The 17,223-nt window shown below is 69.9% G+C and carries 15 protein-coding genes; 8 read left to right on the top strand and 7 right to left on the bottom strand.

What is annotated here, in order from left to right:
• Nucleotides 1-39: 39 nt before the first annotated feature.
• The gene (locus OVA17_RS09605) at nt 40-1,968 is read right to left on the bottom strand and encodes a BglG family transcription antiterminator (RefSeq protein ID WP_267786328.1); all 1,929 of its coding nucleotides are present in this window, start codon (nt 1,966-1,968) and stop codon (nt 40-42) included.
• A 189-nt stretch (nt 1,969-2,157) separates the two neighbouring features.
• Here OVA17_RS09605 and OVA17_RS09600 point away from each other — a divergent pair, with 189 nt between their 5' ends.
• The 8 genes from OVA17_RS09600 (at nt 2,158) to OVA17_RS09565 (ending at nt 9,939) form a co-directional block, all read left to right on the top strand.
• Nucleotides 2,158-2,484 (top strand): PTS sugar transporter subunit IIB, encoded by a 327-nt coding sequence (locus tag OVA17_RS09600; RefSeq protein ID WP_267786327.1) that lies wholly within the window; start codon nt 2,158-2,160, stop codon nt 2,482-2,484.
• Between the two features lie 20 nt (nt 2,485-2,504).
• A complete protein-coding gene (locus OVA17_RS09595; RefSeq protein WP_210072145.1) occupies nt 2,505-2,780 on the top strand; it encodes an HPr family phosphocarrier protein in 276 nt (91 codons plus the stop codon).
• Between the two features lie 15 nt (nt 2,781-2,795).
• Nucleotides 2,796-4,478, top strand: coding sequence for a phosphoenolpyruvate--protein phosphotransferase (gene ptsP / locus OVA17_RS09590; RefSeq protein WP_210072146.1), 1,683 nt, complete (start codon nt 2,796-2,798; stop codon nt 4,476-4,478).
• Between the two features lie 51 nt (nt 4,479-4,529).
• Nucleotides 4,530-6,194, top strand: coding sequence for a PTS mannitol transporter subunit IICB (locus OVA17_RS09585; RefSeq protein ID WP_267786325.1), 1,665 nt, complete (start codon nt 4,530-4,532; stop codon nt 6,192-6,194).
• A 104-nt stretch (nt 6,195-6,298) separates the two neighbouring features.
• Nucleotides 6,299-6,736 carry a PTS sugar transporter subunit IIA gene (locus OVA17_RS09580; RefSeq protein WP_267786324.1) on the top strand — a complete coding sequence of 146 codons (438 nt, stop codon included), beginning with the start codon at nt 6,299-6,301 and terminating at the stop codon, nt 6,734-6,736.
• Complete coding sequence (locus OVA17_RS09575) at nt 6,733-7,884, top strand: mannitol-1-phosphate 5-dehydrogenase (RefSeq protein ID WP_267786323.1); 1,152 nt, start codon at nt 6,733-6,735, stop codon at nt 7,882-7,884. Before OVA17_RS09580 ends, OVA17_RS09575 begins: the two co-directional genes overlap by 4 nt.
• A gap of 118 nt (nt 7,885-8,002) precedes the next feature.
• Nucleotides 8,003-8,785, top strand: a complete 783-nt coding sequence (locus tag OVA17_RS09570; RefSeq protein ID WP_267786321.1) for an alpha/beta hydrolase — start codon at nt 8,003-8,005, stop codon at nt 8,783-8,785.
• Nucleotides 8,786-9,054: 269 nt separating this feature from the next.
• Nucleotides 9,055-9,939, top strand: a complete 885-nt coding sequence (locus OVA17_RS09565; protein ID WP_267786320.1) for a type IV toxin-antitoxin system AbiEi family antitoxin domain-containing protein — start codon at nt 9,055-9,057, stop codon at nt 9,937-9,939.
• A 273-nt stretch (nt 9,940-10,212) separates the two neighbouring features.
• Here the strand turns inward: OVA17_RS09565 and OVA17_RS09560 are convergent, their stop codons facing one another.
• Genes OVA17_RS09560 through OVA17_RS09535 form a run of 6 tightly spaced genes read right to left on the bottom strand, consistent with a single transcriptional unit; the run spans nt 10,213 to nt 17,183 of the window.
• A complete protein-coding gene (locus OVA17_RS09560; RefSeq protein WP_267789376.1) occupies nt 10,213-11,331 on the bottom strand; it encodes an adenosine deaminase in 1,119 nt (372 codons plus the stop codon).
• Nucleotides 11,332-11,342: 11 nt separating this feature from the next.
• Nucleotides 11,343-12,632, bottom strand: a complete 1,290-nt coding sequence (locus OVA17_RS09555) for a thymidine phosphorylase (RefSeq protein WP_267786318.1) — start codon at nt 12,630-12,632, stop codon at nt 11,343-11,345.
• Nucleotides 12,629-13,030 (bottom strand): cytidine deaminase, encoded by a 402-nt coding sequence (locus OVA17_RS09550; protein ID WP_013583709.1) that lies wholly within the window; start codon nt 13,028-13,030, stop codon nt 12,629-12,631. The genes OVA17_RS09555 and OVA17_RS09550 overlap by 4 nt, the downstream gene beginning before the upstream one ends.
• A 36-nt stretch (nt 13,031-13,066) precedes the next feature.
• Complete coding sequence (locus tag OVA17_RS09545; RefSeq protein ID WP_210072153.1) at nt 13,067-14,344, bottom strand: ABC transporter permease; 1,278 nt, start codon at nt 14,342-14,344, stop codon at nt 13,067-13,069.
• Nucleotides 14,341-15,669: an ABC transporter permease gene (locus OVA17_RS09540; RefSeq protein WP_267786316.1), complete on the bottom strand. Its 1,329-nt coding sequence runs from the start codon at nt 15,667-15,669 to the stop codon at nt 14,341-14,343. The genes OVA17_RS09545 and OVA17_RS09540 overlap by 4 nt, the downstream gene beginning before the upstream one ends.
• A complete protein-coding gene (locus OVA17_RS09535) occupies nt 15,666-17,183 on the bottom strand; it encodes an ABC transporter ATP-binding protein (protein ID WP_267786315.1) in 1,518 nt (505 codons plus the stop codon). The genes OVA17_RS09540 and OVA17_RS09535 overlap by 4 nt, the downstream gene beginning before the upstream one ends.
• Between the last annotated feature and the right edge of the window lie 40 nt (nt 17,184-17,223).

Below are 17,223 nucleotides of genomic sequence, written 5' to 3'. Positions count from 1 at the left end.
CCGACCGGCGGAGTCCGAGCCCCGGCCGGCCGCGCGGGGTCAGCCGTCGATCACGGCGACCAGTTCGTCCAGGAACGCCGCGAAGTCCGTGCCGCGGCGAACGATGCGCTGCACGCTGTCGCGCTCGCTGAAGACCTCGACGAACTGCTCGAACACCGTCTGGAACGCCTCGCGGTCGGTCTCGCTGAAAGCCACGAGCGCCACCACCTGCACGCGGCCCTCGCCCCAGGCGATCGAGGGGTCGGCGATGCCGATCGCGATGCGGGTCTGGGTCGCGGTCATGCCCATCGCGTGCGGAACGGCGAGAGCGTCGGTGAACGCCGTGGACGAGATCGCCTCGCGCTCCACCGCCCGGGCCACGTACGCGTCGTCGATCACGTTCTGCTCGACCAGCATGCCGCCGAGACGCCGGATGACGCCCGCCTCGCCCTCGGCGGCATCCACCCCCCGCACGAAAGCCTCGGGCGTGAAGTACCGCTCGAGCTCGGCCCGGAGACGGGCGAGGCGGCGACCGCGGCGGATACGCCCGGCCGCGGCCTGCACCCGCTCGACGTCGGCGTCGGTGAGGAACGGCTGGATACGTACGAACCGGTCCCCCGGACGTGGCGGATCGATGGTCGTGAGCACGAGGTCGGTCTCGATCGAGTCCCACGCCGGGTCGATGCGGGTCTCGACGCCGACGACCTCGATGGCCTGACCGAGCGAGCGGTCGACGCTCGAACGCAGCAGCTCGTGCAGTTCGTAGTACCCCGGGCACACGATCGTCGCCGTCAGCAGCTGATCGGCCCGACGACTGCGCTCCAGTCGCCCGCCGACGTGCATCGCGATGTAGGCGATCTCGTCGTCGAGGATCGGGATGCCGAGACCGTCCTGCAGCCCCTTCGCGATGTACACCGCGACCTCGAAGATCATCGGGTACGTCGACTTCAGCGACCGCGTCAGCGGGTTGCGCGACCACGCCTGCTCACGCGATCGGTGCAGCAGGTTCTGCACGTGCAGCGCCAGGCGCAGGATGAAGTCGTCGTGTGCGATGTCGACGAGGAACTCGGATGCCGCATTCTCGACGACCCGCCGCACGGCCGTCTCGACCGAGGGATCCAGGCGAGCACGCACGCCGTCACCGCCCGAGGATCCCGGGGCGACGATGCGCGTCAGCACCAGGGTCGCGAGATGCCGCAGATCGCCCGAGCCGAGCTGGACGCCGATGTGCTTCAGGGTGAGCCGGTCGAGCACGTCGACCACGGCGGCCGCCGCGTCCGAGGAGTCGCCGCCGGGAGAGCCGAGGGCGCGGTCGCGAGTGGTGCGGTCGGCGGCGATCGCGATGTGCATCACGACGTCGCCGATGCCGATCTCGTTGACGTAGTAGCCCAGCGCCCCGAGTTCCGCGACGAGCTCGGCTTTGAACGGCCCGAAGGCGCGCGCCCCGACCGACTGCTCGCCGAGCGTGCGGCGCAGGGCGTCGAGGTCGAAGAGTCCGGCGTCCATCTCGTCGTGGGCGAGCTTCGACAACAGGCGGCGCTGGGCGACCTCGGTTCCGCGCAGGCGAGCGGTGGATGCCGAGCGCTCGAGGGTGAGCTCGGTTCCGCCGAGCAGTCCCCGGACCCGGGAAAGGTCGGCCTCGAGGGTCGCCGCGCTGACGTGCAGGGCGTCCGCCGTGTCGTAGACGTCGATCCCCTCGGCGGAATCCAGCAATCGGCGCACGAGGGTGTGGAGGCGGTCGCGGGGGGTGCCGGCATCCGTTCCGGTAAGGGCGCGAAGGGCCGCGGCCGCCGCCGTCCCCGCGCGATAGCCCAGCGGACCGGACTCGATCGCCGCGCCGCCCGGGACGCGCGCGTTGATCGCCGTGACGTAGGAGCGGATGCTGCGCGGGGTCACCCCGAGGGCGTCGGCGAGCGATGCCGCGGTCGACCATTCCCCGTCCCGCAGCAACAGGGCCAGCAGGCGGTCTTGGCGAGCTTTCGTCGTCACGATCCGTCCTCCGCGCCGCACCGGTGAGCGGCGATTCGTCCATCCTTTCACGCCCTCCCGCACCGGGCGCAGGAGCGTGCACGCTCGCAGCGGAAAGGTCACGGCATCCGCGTTCCGGGGGGTGGGAAACGAACCTGGTTGTCCGCTGTGAGCGGGGTGCGGACAATCGAGAGGAAGAAAGGCCGGTCGATGAAGATCCTCGTGGTGTGTGGAGCGGGTGCGTCGAGCACGTTCGTCGCGCAACGCGTTCGTCGCGCTGCCCACGAGAAGGGCCTGGACTACTCCGCGTCGGCGGGAACCTCGCAGTCCCTCCCGATCGACCTGGACGCGGCCGACATCGTGCTGGTGGGTCCGCACCTGGCCCTCGAGCTCGAGGACATCCGCCTCCAGGCCGCGCCCCGCGGCGTGAGCGTTGTGCTGCTTCCCGACAATGTCTTCACGGACCACAGCGGCACCCGAACCCTCGCCCTGGTCGAGGACGCCCTGCGATCCCGCCAGCCCGCGGACACGATCTGAAAAACGACGGAGAGGACACCATGCCCCACTTGACCCGCACCGTCCGCATCGGATCGTCGCACGGCCTGCACGCGCGCCCCGCGAAGCTCTTCGCCCAGGCGGCGAAGGACTCCGGTATCCCCGTGACCCTCGCCAAAGACGCCGGCAAGCCCATCAACGCCGCGAGCATCCTCGGGATCATCGCTCTCGGGCTCGAGCAGGGCGACTACGTGACCCTCACCGCCGACGGCGACACCGCCGAAGCGACGTTGGAGCGCCTCGCGGAGCTTCTGACCACCGACCACGATGCCGAGTAAAGGAAACACAGCACCATGACGGAACTCCGTGGAGTCGGAATCGGACTGGGCGTCGCCCAGGGACCCATCGCGCGCATGGCAGAGCCCCTGCCCGCCCCGAAGGACGCGAAGAGCGAGCTCTCGGTCGAAGACGAGACCGCGCGCGTGCGCGAGGCCATCGGCGCGGTCGCCCGTGAGCTCGAAGCCCGCGGCGCCCAGGCCGGGGGAGCTGCGCGCGACGTGCTCGAGGCGCAGGCGATGATCGCCGAGGACCCCACGCTCGAGGCCGAGGTCGACAGCCGTCTGGCGGCCGGGAAGACCGGCGAGTTCGCCGTGCACGATGCCTTCGCCTCCTTCCGCGAGCAGCTCGTGGCCCTCGGCGGCTATCTGGGTGAGCGTGCCGCCGACCTCGACGACGTCGCCCAGCGGGTCATCGCGCGTCTGCGCGGGGTCGCAGCTCCCGGCATCCCGGATCCGGGCCACCCCTTCGTGCTGGTCGCCAAGGATCTGGCACCCGCCGACACCGCGCTGCTCGACCTCGAGAAGGTGCTCGCCCTGATCACGACCGAGGGCGGTCCCACCTCGCACACGGCGATCCTGGCCCGAGAGAAGTCGATCGTCGCCGTCGTCGGCGCGGCCGGCGCGAAAGACCTCGTCGACGGGCAGTCCGTCATCGTGGACGCCGCCGCAGGTGTCGTCACCGTCGATCCCACCGACGACGACCTCGCCCGCGCGCAGAACCGCGCCGACGCCCGCAGGACCGCGGCATCCGCCCCCATCACCGACGGCGCCCTCTCCGACGGCACGAAGGTCCCCCTGCTCGCGAACCTCGGCAAGCCCGGCGGCGCGGCCGAGGCCGTCGAGCTCGGCGCCGAGGGCGTGGGTCTGTTCCGCACCGAGTTCCTCTTCCTCAGCTCGAGCTCCGCGCCCACCGTCGAGGAGCAGCGCGCCGCCTACATCGAACTGCTCAGCGCTTTCCCCGGCAAGAAGGTCGTCGTGCGTGTGCTCGACGCTGGCGCCGACAAGCCGCTGCCCTTCCTCAACGACGCGCACGAAGAGAACCCGGCGCTGGGCCTGCGGGGCCTGCGCGCCCTCCGCGCGAGCGAGGACATCCTGCGCGAGCAGCTCACCGCCCTGGCGGAAGCGGATGCCGCGACCCGGGCTTCCGAGGCGGGCCCGGCCGACCTCTGGGTCATGGCGCCGATGGTCTCGACCGTCGAGGAGACCCGTTACTTCACCGCACTGGCGAAGGACTACGGCCTGAAGACCACCGGTGTGATGGTCGAGGTGCCCTCGTCGGCGCTGCTGGCCGACCGGATCCTGCAGATCGCGGATTTCGCCTCGATCGGCACCAACGACCTGACGCAGTACACGCTCGCCGCGGACCGCCTGCTCGGCTCGGTCGCGTCGTTCCAGGACCCGTGGCACCCGGCCGTGCTGCGCCTCATCCGCGAGGTCGGGGCCGCCGGTCGCGCTCACGACAAGCCCGTCGGCATCTGCGGCGAGGCGGCGGCCGACCCGCTGCTCGCTGTCGTGCTGGTCGGTCTCGGCGCCACCACGCTGTCGATGGCTCCCACGGCCCTCGCCGACGTGCGCGCCACCTTGCTCACCCACTCTCTCGACGATGCCCGTCGCATCGCCGAGGCCGCCCTGGCCGCGGATGACGCGGCCTCTGCCCGAGAGGCCGCCCAGGCAGCCTCCGCCCACTCGGCGGCGTAAGCCGCCCCCCACCGCGGCTCCCGCCGTGCAGCCAGTCAAGGAGACACAGCAATGACGACGACGTCACCCACCAAGAAGCCGGGAGGGGCTCGGATCGCGGTTCAGCGATTCGGCACGTTCCTCTCCGGCATGATCATGCCGAACATCGCGGCATTCATCGCATGGGGTTTCATCACCATGCTCTTCATCCCCGCCGGCTTCTTCGGTGCCAAGAGCCCCTTCGGCTGGCACTGGGCTCCGGTCGCCGAGATCCTCGGCGGCGGCGGCGACGCCGCGACCATCAACTGGCCGGGCGCCATGACCGCGCTGACCGCGAACGCGGACGGCGGCACCTACCAGGGCTACGTCGGCCTGGTCAGCGTCATGATCACGTACCTGCTGCCGCTGCTCATCGCCAACACCGGTGGGCGCATCGTCTACGGCGCGCGCGGTGGCGTGGTCGCCACGATCGCGGTGATGGGCGTCATCGTCGGCACCAACATCCCGATGTTCCTCGGCGCGATGATCATGGGCCCGCTCGCGGCCTGGGTCACCAAGCAGATGGACAAGCTGTGGGACGGCAAGATCCGCCCCGGCTTCGAGATGCTCGTGAACAACTTCTCCGCCGGCATCCTCGGCATGATCCTCGCGATCGTCGGCTTCTTCGCCTTCGGCCCGGTCTTCCTCGGCATCAGCGCGGTCCTCGGCAGCATCGTCGCGTTCCTCGTGCAGTTCAACCTGCTCCCGGTGCTGTCGATCATCGTCGAGCCGGCCAAGGTGCTGTTCCTCAACAACGCGATCAACCACGGTGTCTTCACCCCTCTCGGCATCGAGCAGGCGGCGGAGTCGGGCAAGTCGATCCTGTTCCTCATCGAGGCGAACCCCGGCCCCGGCCTGGGTCTGCTGCTCGCCTTCACCTTCTTCGGTGTCGGCGCGGCGAAGGCGTCGGCCCCCGGCGCGATCATCATCCAGTTCCTCGGCGGCATCCACGAGATCTATTTCCCGTACGCCCTCGCGAAGCCCATGACGATCCTCGCGCTGATCGCCGGTGGCGCCTCGGGTGTCGCGACGAACATGATCTTCCAGGGCGGCCTGGCCTTCCCTGCCGCTCCCGGCAGCATCATCGCCGTCACCGTCGCCGCCATCGGCGCCGGTCCCGCCAACCTCCTCGTGGTCTACCTGTCGGTCGTCGTGGCCGCCGCGGTGACCTTCCTGGTGGCCGGCGTCATCCTCCGCGCCTCGCGCAAGCGCGACCAGGAGGCCGAGGGCGACAGCTTCGCCGCCGCGATCGACCAGACCGCGGCCAACAAGGGCAAGGAGTCCTCGGCCCTCGGCGCCCTCCGCACCCGTGCCGCCGGCACGACCGGCTCGGGCACGACCGAGGCGGCCGACCGCGATGTCGACGCCGCCCTCGGCGGCGCCGCGGGAACTGTGGCGACCAAGCAGCTGAACAACATCGTGTTCGCCTGCGACGCCGGCATGGGCTCCTCGGCCATGGGCGCCAGCGTCCTGCGCAACAAGATCAAGAAGGCCGGCATCGACGGCGTCACGGTCACCAACCAGGCGATCGCGAACCTCGACGGCTCCGCCGACCTGGTCATCACGCAGAACCAGCTCACCGACCGCGCCAAGGCGCAGTCGCCCGACTCGCTCCACGTGTCGGTCGACAACTTCATGAACTCGCCGAAGTACGACGAGGTCGTGGAGATGGTGCGCGCTCAGCACGAGGCCAAGTAATCCCCTAGCACGCCAGGGGTCGGTGCGTCAGCCCGACCCCTGGCGTCTTCCCGTCCGGCCCGCGTTTTGCGAGGCTGGACAGCACGACGAGAAAGGCGAGAACCATGTCAGACGTCCTCCGCAGTGAATCCGTCCGCATCCACCCCGGCAGCGCCACCCGCGAGGAGGCGATGAAGGAAGCCGCCGACCTGCTCCAGGCCACCGGTGCCGTCACCGCCGAGTACTTCGACGCCATGCAGCAGCGCGAGGTGACCGTGTCGACGTACATGGGCAACGAGCTCGCGATCCCCCACGGCACCAACGAGACCAAGCAGGCCATCCTCACCTCGGGCCTGTCGGTCGTCCGCTACGACGGCGGCGTGGACTGGGGCGGAGAGCCCGTCACGTTCGTGATCGGCATCGCCGGCAAGGGCGACGAGCACCTCGAGATCCTGTCGCAGATCGCCATCCTCTTCTCCGAGGAGGACGACGTCGCGCGTCTGAAGGCCGCCTCTTCCCCCGAGGAGCTCTTCGAGGCCCTCTCCGGATCCGTCAACGCATGAAGGCCGTCCACTTCGGCGCCGGCAACATCGGCCGCGGCTTCGTCGGCCTGCTCCTACACGAGGGCGGCTACGAGCTGGTCTTCTCGGATGTGTCGGCCGCTCTGGTCGAGGCCATCAACTCGGCGTCGTCGTACACCGTCCACGAGGTGGGCGAGGGCGGCGTCGACAAAGAGGTGACGGGCTTCCGCGCGATCGACAGTTCCGTGGACGCCGAGGCGCTCGTCGACGAGATCGCGACCGCCGACGTGGTGACCACCGCCGTCGGCCCCACCATCTTGAAGTTCGTGGCCCCGCACATCGTGGCGGGTCTCGCCCTGCGCGATCCGGCGCTCCCCCCGCTGCAGATCATGGCGTGCGAGAACGCGATCGGCGCGACCGATCAGCTGCGCGAGCACGTGGTCGAGCTCGCGGGCGAGTCGTGGGATGCCTTGGCATCCCGCGCCGTCTTCGCCAACACCGCGGTCGACCGGATCGTCCCGGCGCAGTCCGGTGGCGGTGTCGATGTCACCGTCGAGCCGTTCTACGAGTGGGCGATCGAGCGTCTGCCGTTCGGCGACACTCCGCCGAGCATCCCCGGCGCGCACTTCGTCGACGACCTCGAGCCCTACATCGAGCGCAAGCTCTTCACGGTCAACACCGGGCACGCCACCACGGCGTACTTCGGCGCGCAGGCCGGGATCGACCGCATCTCGGACGCTCTGTCGAACCCCGAGATCGCGGCCAAGGTCGAGGCGGCCCTCGAGGAGACCAGCGCTCTGCTCGTCGAGAAGCACGAGCTCGACGCCGACGTGCAGGGTGAGTACCGCGCGACCATCCTGCGCCGGTTCCGCAACGCCGCCCTCCCCGACACCGTGTGGCGGGTGGGCCGCCAGCCCCTGCGCAAACTCTCGCGACACGAGCGCTTCGTGGGCCCGGCGGCCGAAGCCGTCGACCGGGGTCTTCCCGTCGACGCGCTGGTGGCCGCGATGGCCGCGGCTCTCGAGTTCTCGGATGCCGAGGACGCCCAGGCCGTCGACCTGCAGCGGATGCTGCGCGAGCTCGACGCCGAGGCGTTCACCGCCGAGGTCACCGGCCTCGACGTCGAGCACCCGTTGTACGCGCGCATCGTCGAGATCGTGTCGGCCCGCAAGGCTGCCCTTCCCGCCTGACACCCGCTACGCTCCGAACCTCCGCCGATGTGACGCCCCGCGCGCCACATCGGCGGAGGCGTTTCGGCGGGGGGGGTCCCGCGCCCTCGACGCCGACCGGCGAGGATACGCTCGAGAGGTGACCCCCAGCGAGACCCCCGCCGATCCCCCTCCCGCGCGCGCTCCTCGCCGTCGCCGGCGATGGCTGCGGTGGACTCTCGGCGGGTTGGGCGCTCTCGTCGTGCTGCTGGTCGTCGGCATCCTGGTCTACACCCAGGTGGGAGTGATGGGCGCCGAACCCGGCCCGCTCGCCGAGGCCCGGGCGAACCCGGCTCTGACGATCACCGATGACGGTGCGGGCATCGTCCTCTCCCCCGCGACGGGGGCGACCGGGCAGGGGCTGGTCTTCATCCCGGGCGCGAAGGTCGAGGCGGAGGGGTACATCGCCACCTTCGCGGACACGGTCGTCGACGACGGTGTGACCGTGGTGATCACGCGCCCCTGGCTCAACCTGGCCTTCTTCGATCCCCGTCCCCTGTCGACGTTCACCGACCTCGCGCCGGACGTGTCGACCTGGGCTGTCGGCGGTCATTCCCTCGGCGGCGTCCGCGCCTGCCAGCTCGCCGGCGACGTCGACGCTCTCGTGCTCTTCGCCTCGTACTGCGCGAACGACCTCTCGGCATCCGGCCTTCCCGTCCTCAGCCTCTCGGGATCCGAAGACGGCCTGTCCACCCCGCAGAAGATCGCGGATGCCAAGGGCGAGCTGCCCGCGACCGCCACCTTCGTCGAGATCCCCGGCGCCTCGCACGCCTCGTTCGGCTCCTACGGTCCGCAACCCGGCGATGGCACCCCCACGGCCGACCCCGCCGAGGTCGACCGGGTGATCGCCGAGCAGCTCGCGGGCTTCCTGCCGCGGCCCTGACGCCGCCCGCGGTCGCGCGGACGGCCACGCGAGCGAAACTCCTGAGAACCTCGCGACTCAGGCACCATCGCGGACGGCCACGTGGGCGAAATTCCTGAGAACCTCGCGGCTCAGGCACGATCGCCGCCGACGCACGGCGCGTGCAGCGCGGAGAGTCAGGAGTTCGGCACGGGTCAGCTCGGTGCCGGCCGTTCCTCCCCAGCACCCGTCATCCACAGCTCGGGCGCTCGCCATCCGAAGACGGCGATCAGATCGGCCAGGGTGGGCGGGTGACGTCCCTCGTTCCCCTGTCCGAAGAGAACCAGGAGACGGTGTGGACGACGCGCGAACTCCTGGCCGCCGGATGGTCGCGGCGCGCTCTCGCTCGCGCTGTCGCAGACGGCAGCCTCGCGCGTGTGCGGCAAGGGCGATTCGTCGCGGCCGGAACGCACGGCGACATCGTTGCGGCGGCGCGCCTGGGCGGGCGGCTGGACTGCATCAGCCTGTTGGCCATGCGCGGGGTGTTCGTCCATCATCATTCGCACCGCCACGTGCAACAGGACCCGTTCGCGAGCCGTCGACCTCCGGCACCCCGCGACGTCGTCTACCACTGGCGTCCATCGTCGGCACCACGCGATCGTGCAGCAGTCGACGTCGTCGAGGCGCTCGCCCAGGCGACCCGATGCCAACCGCCGCGGTCTGCTGTCGCCACTCTCGACAACGCCTGGCACCTCGGGCTTGTCGATGAAGCGGACATCGGCGAAGTCTTCGCGCGCATCCCTCATCGCTTCCAGGCCCTACGTCCACTGCTGGATTCGCGCGCGGAAGCGGGGACAGAGTCGCTGGTTCGTCTGCTTCTGCGTCAGCTGGGCTGCCGTGTCGAGCTGCAGGTCCGTATCGACGGTGTGGGCCGTGTCGACCTGCTCGTCGACGGATGGCTCATCATCGAGTGCGACAGCGAGCAGTTCCACGGCTCCTGGCCAGTCCATAAGAAGGACCGGCGCCGCGACATGGCGGCTCTGGAACGCGGCTACGCCACGCTGCGACTCCTAGCCGAAGACATCCTGTATCACCCGGACCGTGTCCGCGCCGCTCTCGAGCGCATCTTGGCGCACGGCGCCCCGGGCAGCACTCCTGAGTCTTCGACCCCACGGCACCGCGACCGGCCCACGTGACGGCGTGCAGGCGCACATCTCAGGATGTTTCGCACGCCACACGCCCGGGCGCGCCGTCCCTCCGTCTCGCGCTCGGCTCCCCCACCCGCCGCGCCGACGGCGACCCCGGCCGAACCGAACTCCTGGGAAACGGTGCAATCGCGCCTGGGCAGGGCACCGCGCCGCCGCGTCAGGCACACATCTCAGGAGTTTCGCACGCCGCGCGCCCCTCCCCGCCGCTCCCAGAAACGACGACGGCGCCCACCGAAACCGGTGAGCGCCGCCCGCACCGCCTCAGCGGTGGAACCCCTCCGAGATGATCTCGATGAGCTCCTCGCGTTCCTCGACCGGCAGGAAGGCCCCCGCCGCCGCGTTCAGCTGGAACGCCTCGAGGTCGTCGAGGTCGTACTCGAACGCCTGCGCGAGCAGACCCAGCTCGCGCGTGAGCGTGGTCGCGCTCATGAGGCGGTTGTCGACGTTCACGGTCACCGAGAAATCGAGCTGATACAGCAGGTCGAACGGGTGCGCATCCATCGTGTCGCCCCAGGCCGTGACGGCCCCGCTCTGCAGGTTCGACGTGGGCGACAGCTCGAGCGTGATCTCGCGATCGCGCACCCAGCGGGCGAGGTCGCCGAAAGTGACCTGCACCTCTTCGCCCTCGCGCGAGACGACATCGAGGTCGTTGGCGATGCGCACGCCGTGGCCGAGACGCAGCGCCCGTCCGTCGAGGAGAGCGGAGCGGATCGATGCCAGTCCCGCCCCCTCTCCCGCGTGCACGGTGGTGGGGAAGAACTGCTCGGCCAGGTAGTCGAACGCCTCGCGATGCCGCTGCGGCAGGAACCCGTCCTCCGGTCCGGCGAGGTCGAAGCCGACCACACCGCGCCCGCGCCACGAAACCGCGAGCTCGGCGATGTCGCGCGCGTTGTCGTTGTGCCGGAGGGCCGTCAGCAGCTGTCCGACGCGGATGTCGCGGCCGCGTGCGTCGGCGGCATCTTCTCCCTGCTCGATGCCTTCCTGCACGGCGTCCACCACGTCGTCGAGGCTGAGACCGCGGGTGAGGTGCTGCTCGGGGGCCCACCGCACCTCGCCGTAGACGACGCCGTCGGCCGCGAGGTCTTCGACGAACTCCTTGGCCGTGCGTACGAGGCCCTCACGGGTCTGCATGACGCCGACGGTCACCGAGAACTTCTCGAGGTAATCCTCCAGCGAGCCTCCGTCGAGGTGGTCCGAGAACCACGCTTCGAGGCCCTTCGCGTCGTCGGCGGGCAGGTCGAGCCCGATCTCGTCGGCCAGCTCGAGCACCGTCTGCGGGCGCAGCCCGCCGTCGAGGTGGTCGTGCAGCGAGACCTTCGGCAGATCGGCGATCTTCGTCCGGCCGATACGGAATTCTTCGGATGCCACGGTGTCCCTCATTCCGGATGCCATCACGCGGTGATGCGCTCGCGCACGATGGGCGATGCCGCGGGGGCGGTGTCGCCGATCTCGAGGGCGCCCTCGACGGCGCCGAGTGCACGCTCGAAGCGCGACTCGTCGTCCGCGGACAGGGTGAACAGCGGCTGACCGGCGGTCACGGACTGCCCGACGGTGACGTGCAGGTCGATTCCCGCGGCGTGCACGACGGCGTCCTCGGCCCGTGCGCGACCCGCGCCCAGGCGCCAGGCGCCGATGCCGAACGGCAGGGCCTCGACGCGCGTGACGACGCCCGCACGCTCGGCCACGACCGTGTGCGTCTCACGCGGCTCGGGGAGAGCGGCATCCGGATCTCCGTCCTGCGCGCGGATCATGCGGTTCCAGACGTCCATCGCACGGCCGTCCTTCAGCGCTTCCTCGACGTCGGCGTCGGGCCGGCCCGCCAGCGTGAGCATCTCACGGGCCAGTGCCACCGTCAGCTCGACGACGTCGGTGGGTCCTCCCCCGGCGAGCACCTCCACCGACTCGCGCACCTCGTTGGCATTGCCGATGGCCAGGCCCAACGGGGTGTTCATGTCGGTCAGCAGGGCGGTGGTGTTCACGCCCGAGTCGGTGCCGAGGGCGACCATCGTCTCGGCGAGCTCGCGCGCGCGGTCGATGTCCTGCATGAAGGCGCCGGAGCCGAACTTCACGTCGAGCACGAGCGAGTCGGTGCCCTCGGCGATCTTCTTCGACATGATGCTCGAGGCGATCAGCGGGATCGCCTCGACGGTGCCGGTGACGTCGCGGAGCGCGTAGAGCTTCTTGTCGGCGGGTGCCAGGCCCGTGCCGGCGGCGCAGATGACCGCACCCACGTCGCGCAGCTGCGCCATGATCTCGTCGTTCGACAGCGCCGCACGCCAGCCGGGGATGGACTCGAGCTTGTCGAGCGTCCCGCCGGTGTGGCCGAGTCCACGGCCCGAGAGCTGCGGTACCGCGACGCCGAAGGCGGCGACGAGCGGGGCGAGCGGAAGGGTGATCTTGTCGCCTACGCCGCCGGTCGAGTGCTTGTCGACGGTGACCTTGCCGAGCGAGCCGAAGTCCATGCGCTCACCCGAGGCGATCATCGCGTCGGTGAGCACGCGGATCTGGTCGCGACCGAGGCCGTTCAACAGCACCGCCATGGTGAACGCCGACATCTGCGCGTCCATGACGTAGCCGCGCGTGTACGCGTCGACCAGCCAGCGGATCTCGCCCTCGGTGATGGCGCGTCCGTCGCGCTGCGCACGGATGATGTCGACGGCATCGTACTGCTCGGCGCTCATCGTGCCGCCTCCTCGAGGTCGCGGGGGCCGAAGGCGTCGGGCAGCACCTCGTCGATGGTCCGGATGCCGCTGACGGTCTCGAGCAGCATGCCCGGGATCGCGTGCTCGAACAGCAGCTGACGGCAGCGGCCGCACGGCATGAGGGTGCGCCCCTCACCGTCGACGCAGACGAAGGCCACGAGCTGGCCGCCCCCGCTCATGTGCAGGTCGGATACGAGTCCGCACTCGGCGCACAACGTCACGCCGTACGAGGCGTTCTCGACGTTGCACCCCGAGACGATGCGCCCGTCGGCGACGAGCGCCGCGGCGCCCACCTTGAAGCGCGAATAGGGCGCGTAGGCGCGGTGCATGGCATCCGTGGCGGCCGAACGAAGTTCGTCCCAGTCGATGTCGGTCATCGTGGAGTGGTGGATCCTCTCGTGAAGGGAAGGGGGTCAGCCCTTGATGTAGGGCTTTCCGGCGGCTGCGGGCCCCCGGATCTGGCCGGCGAAACCCGCCACCGCGATGATCGTCACGATGTAGGGCAGCATGAGCATGAACTCGCTGGGGATGGGCGTGCGCAGCACCGTGAGCAGGTTCTGCAGGTTCGTCGCGAAGCCGAACAGCAGTGCCGCGAGCGTCGCGCGGATCGGGTCCCAGCGACCGAAGATGACGGCGGCGAGGGCGATGAAGCCGAGGCCCGCGGTCATCTCCTTGGTGAACTGACCCACCGACACGAGGGTGAAGTACGCGCCGCCGATACCGGCGATCGCACCGGCGAGCGAGACGTTCCAGAAGCGGCTCGAATTGACCTTGATTCCGACGGTGTCGGCGGCCTGGGGGTGCTCGCCCACGGCACGCAGGCGAAGACCCCAGCGGGTGCGGTACAGGCCCCACGCGACCACGGCGACGACGGCGTACATCAGGTAGACGATGAAGGTCTGGTTGAACAGCACCGGTCCGATGATCGGGATGTCGCCCAGCAGGGGGATCTCGATGCGGGGGAAGCGCTCCGGGCGGTTCAGCACGTCCTCGTTCGGCACGAGCAGCGCGCCGTAGAGGAAGCCCGTGAGACCGGTGACGAGCACGTTGAGCACGACACCGACGATCACCTGGTCGACGAGGTACTTGATCGAGAAGGCCGCGAGCACGAAGGCCACGAGGACGCCGCCGATCATGGCCGCGACGAGCCCCAGGAAGGGGTTGCGGGTGAGGGATGCCACCAGAGCCGCGCTGAACGCGCCGAAGAGGAACTGTCCCTCGATGGCGACGTTCACGACGCCGACCCGCTCGCCGATCACGCCGCCCAGCGCGCCGAAGATCAGCGGGACGGAGAGCGAGAGCGCTCCGAACAGCAGGCCGGTGACCGGCACGAGGCCGTCGGCCGCGGCCCACACGAGGAAGGCGAAGACGGCCAGGGCGCCGAAGGCGATCGGCAGCCACAGCGGGGTGCGGCGGTAGCTCACGGCATCCCAGACCGACCAGGCGGTCAGGAGCACGAGCAGCACGAGCACGCCCCAGCTCGTGGCCGCGGTGGGCACCGCGACGCTGCCGAGGTCGATGTCGGAGGCCGGGTCGCCCAGGCGGAAGGTGCTCTGCCCGTCGCGAGGGACAAGGGCGAACAGCAGCGCGAGCAGCACCGTCACGACCGTCAGGCTCACCGCCAGCTTGATGTGGCGCACGCGCACCGTGGTCAGCTGGATCGCGTCATCCGCGAGATGCGTCGCGGTCATGCCGCCACCGCCTTCTTGGCCGCCTTGGCCCGGTCTTTGGCCGCGCGCTCGGCCTCGCTCTTGGGGAGGAAGAAGATCGTGCGCACCAGCGGCGGGGCCGCGATGAACAGCACGATGAGGGCCTGCACGACCAGCACGATGTCGACGGGGATGCCCTGCGACGCCTGCATCGTGAACGAGCCCGACTTGAGGGCGCCGAACAGGATGCCGGCCGCGAACACGCCCCACGGGCGGCTGCGGCCGAGGAGGGCCACGGTGATGGCGTCGAAACCGATGCCGGAGTCGATGAGACCGTCGAAGCCCGTGGTCACCGCCCCCTGGATCTGGTTCATACCCGCGAGACCCGCCAGGCCTCCGGCGAACAGCATCGCGTAGACGTACATGCGGGGTACCGAGATTCCGGCCGCGCGGGCCGCGTGCGGGTTCTCGCCCACGGCGCGCAGGCGGAAGCCGAGGCTCGAGCGCTCCATGAGCCACCAGACGAAGACCGTCGCCGCGATCACGAAGACGAAGCCGAGGTCGAGCAGCGGGAACTGCGGACCGAACAGTTCGGGGAACTGGGCGTTCGCGGGAGTCGCCGACGAGATCGGCTGGTCGCCCGCGGGGCGCTGCAGCAGACCGGGGGTGCGCACCATCCACGTCACCAGGTAGTAGGCGACGTAGTTGAGCATGATCGTGAGGATCACCTCGTGCGCGCCGGTGCGCGCCTTGAGCAGACCGACGATGCCGCCCCAGAGCGCTCCGCCCGCGATACCCACGATGAGCGTCAGCGGCAGCTGGATGATCATCGGCAGGTCGAGGTTGAAGGTGACGAGACCGGCGAAGGCGCAGGCGATGAGGATCTGGCCGCGTCCGCCGATGTTGAACAGACCCACGCGGAAGGCGAGAGCGACGCCCAGACCGGCCGCGATCAGCGGAGCCGCGAACCCGAGGGTGTTCGTGAGCGGGCGGATCTGCGCACCGAAGTCGGAGACGCGGGAGTTGAACACCGCGCCGCGGAACAGCGCCTCGTAGCCGCCGTAGACGGAGTTCCAGATCGCACCCAGCATGTCGCCGGGACGCGCGAAGAAGTAGCCCGAGGTTTCGCGCACCTGGTCGTTGGTGGCCGCCATCAGGATGCCGCCGACGATCATCGCCGCGACGACGGCGAGGAGCGTGGTGATCCACGACGAGCGCAGCAACTCGGTGAGGAACTGGTTCGTGCGCGGCGGCGCGGGCGTCTCGGCGGGGGTGTGGCCGGTCAGCGGCCCCGATGCGTTCGGCAGCTGCTCGGGCGGCAGACCTGCGTCTCCGGTCGGGCCCGTGCTCGGGATGTGGCCGCTCACGCTGTCTCCTCCGCGGGCTGCTCGCCCGCCATCATGAGCCCGAGGATCTCGCGCGGGGTGTTCCCCGGCACGATGCCCACGATGCCGCCGCGGTACATCACCGCGATGCGGTCGCCGAGGGCGGCGATCTCGTCGAGCTCGGTCGACACGACGATCACGGGCACGCCCGCATCGCGCGCGGCGACGATCTGCTTATGGATGAATTCGATCGAGCCGACGTCGACGCCGCGGGTGGGCTGAGCGGCGACGAACAGCTTCAGCGGGCGGCTCATCTCGCGGGCGATGACCACCTTCTGCTGGTTGCCGCCCGACAGCGTGCCGACCGGGGTGGATGCCGACTGGGTGCGGATGTCGTACTCGGCGATGCGCTCGCGGGCGAAAGCGGTGAGCGCGGCGCGCTTGATCGTGCCGCCGGAGACGAAGGCGGAGTCGGATGAACGGTCGAGGATGAGGTTCTCGGCGACGGAGAAGCCTCCGACCAGGCCGTCCTCTTTTCGGTCCTCGGGGACGAAGCCGACGCCCGCGTCGAGGATGGCGCGCACGCTCTTTCCGACCAATTCGGTGCCATCGAGGTCGACGGTGCCGGTCACCCCCTCGGCGAGGCCCACGATGGCCTCGACGAGCTCCGTCTGACCGTTGCCCTGCACACCCGCGATCGCGACGATCTCGCCGGGACGCACGTCGAGATCGACGTCGTCGACGACCACGGCTCCCTCGGGCGTGACCACGCGCAGGTTGCGGATGGACAGGCCCCCGGATGCCGCGGCCTTCGGGGCGGCCTTGACCACGGTGAGCTCGACCGCGCGGCCGACCATGAGCGAGGCGAGCTCGCCGTTGCTGGCAGTGGGTTCGGCTTCGCCGACGATCTTGCCCAGGCGAACGACGGTGATGCGGTCGGCGACCTCGCGCACCTCGCGGAGCTTGTGGGTGATGAAGACGATCGAGGTGCCCTCGTCGCGCAGCTGCCGCATGATGCCCATGAGCTCATCGGTCTCCTGCGGGGTGAGCACGGCCGTGGGCTCGTCGAACACGAGCACCTTGGCATCCCGAGACAGAGCCTTGATGATCTCCACGCGCTGCTGCACGCCGACGGGCAGGTCGCCGACCAGAGCGTCGGGGTCGACCTCGAAGCCGAAGCGCTGCGCGACGTCGCGCACGTGCTTGCGGGCGGCGTTCAGATCGAGCGCGCCCAGGGCCTTGGTGCTCTCGTGGCCGAGCATGACGTTCTCGGCGACGGTGAAGACGGGGATGAGCATGAAGTGCTGGTGCACCATGCCGATTCCCGCGGCCATGGCATCGCCGGGGCCGCGGAAGCGCTGGACGACGTCGTCCAGCAGGATCTCGCCCTCGTCGGCCTGATACAGGCCGTAGAGGACGTTCATGAGTGTGGATTTACCGGCACCGTTCTCTCCGAGGAGAGCGTGGATCTCGCCAGGCTGGACGACCAGATCGATGTGGTCGTTCGCAACCAGGGACCCGAACCGCTTGGTGATGCCGCGGAGCTCGAGCTTCATGCTGTGCACCCTATTCGAAGACGTTAAGAAGACGGAAAGA

This window comes from Microbacterium sp. SL75, from assembly GCF_026625865.1.
Lineage (GTDB): Bacteria > Actinomycetota > Actinomycetes > Actinomycetales > Microbacteriaceae > Microbacterium.
Note: the sequence above shows the minus strand (reverse complement) of the source record. Positions and strands in the feature narration are given on the sequence as shown.

Coding starts and splice junctions, on each gene's coding strand:
- OVA17_RS09600 (WP_267786327.1), top strand. CDS start 2,158: ATGAAGATCCTCGTGGTGTGTGGAGCGGGTGCGTCGAGCACGTTCGTC.
- OVA17_RS09595 (WP_210072145.1), top strand. CDS start 2,505: ATGCCCCACTTGACCCGCACCGTCCGCATCGGATCGTCGCACGGCCTG.
- ptsP (WP_210072146.1), top strand. CDS start 2,796: ATGACGGAACTCCGTGGAGTCGGAATCGGACTGGGCGTCGCCCAGGGA.
- OVA17_RS09585 (WP_267786325.1), top strand. CDS start 4,530: ATGACGACGACGTCACCCACCAAGAAGCCGGGAGGGGCTCGGATCGCG.
- OVA17_RS09580 (WP_267786324.1), top strand. CDS start 6,299: ATGTCAGACGTCCTCCGCAGTGAATCCGTCCGCATCCACCCCGGCAGC.
- OVA17_RS09575 (WP_267786323.1), top strand. CDS start 6,733: ATGAAGGCCGTCCACTTCGGCGCCGGCAACATCGGCCGCGGCTTCGTC.
- OVA17_RS09560 (WP_267789376.1), bottom strand. CDS start 11,331: ATGAGGGACACCGTGGCATCCGAAGAATTCCGTATCGGCCGGACGAAG.
- OVA17_RS09555 (WP_267786318.1), bottom strand. CDS start 12,632: ATGAGCGCCGAGCAGTACGATGCCGTCGACATCATCCGTGCGCAGCGC.
- OVA17_RS09550 (WP_013583709.1), bottom strand. CDS start 13,030: ATGACCGACATCGACTGGGACGAACTTCGTTCGGCCGCCACGGATGCC.
- OVA17_RS09545 (WP_210072153.1), bottom strand. CDS start 14,344: ATGACCGCGACGCATCTCGCGGATGACGCGATCCAGCTGACCACGGTG.
- OVA17_RS09535 (WP_267786315.1), bottom strand. CDS start 17,183: ATGAAGCTCGAGCTCCGCGGCATCACCAAGCGGTTCGGGTCCCTGGTT.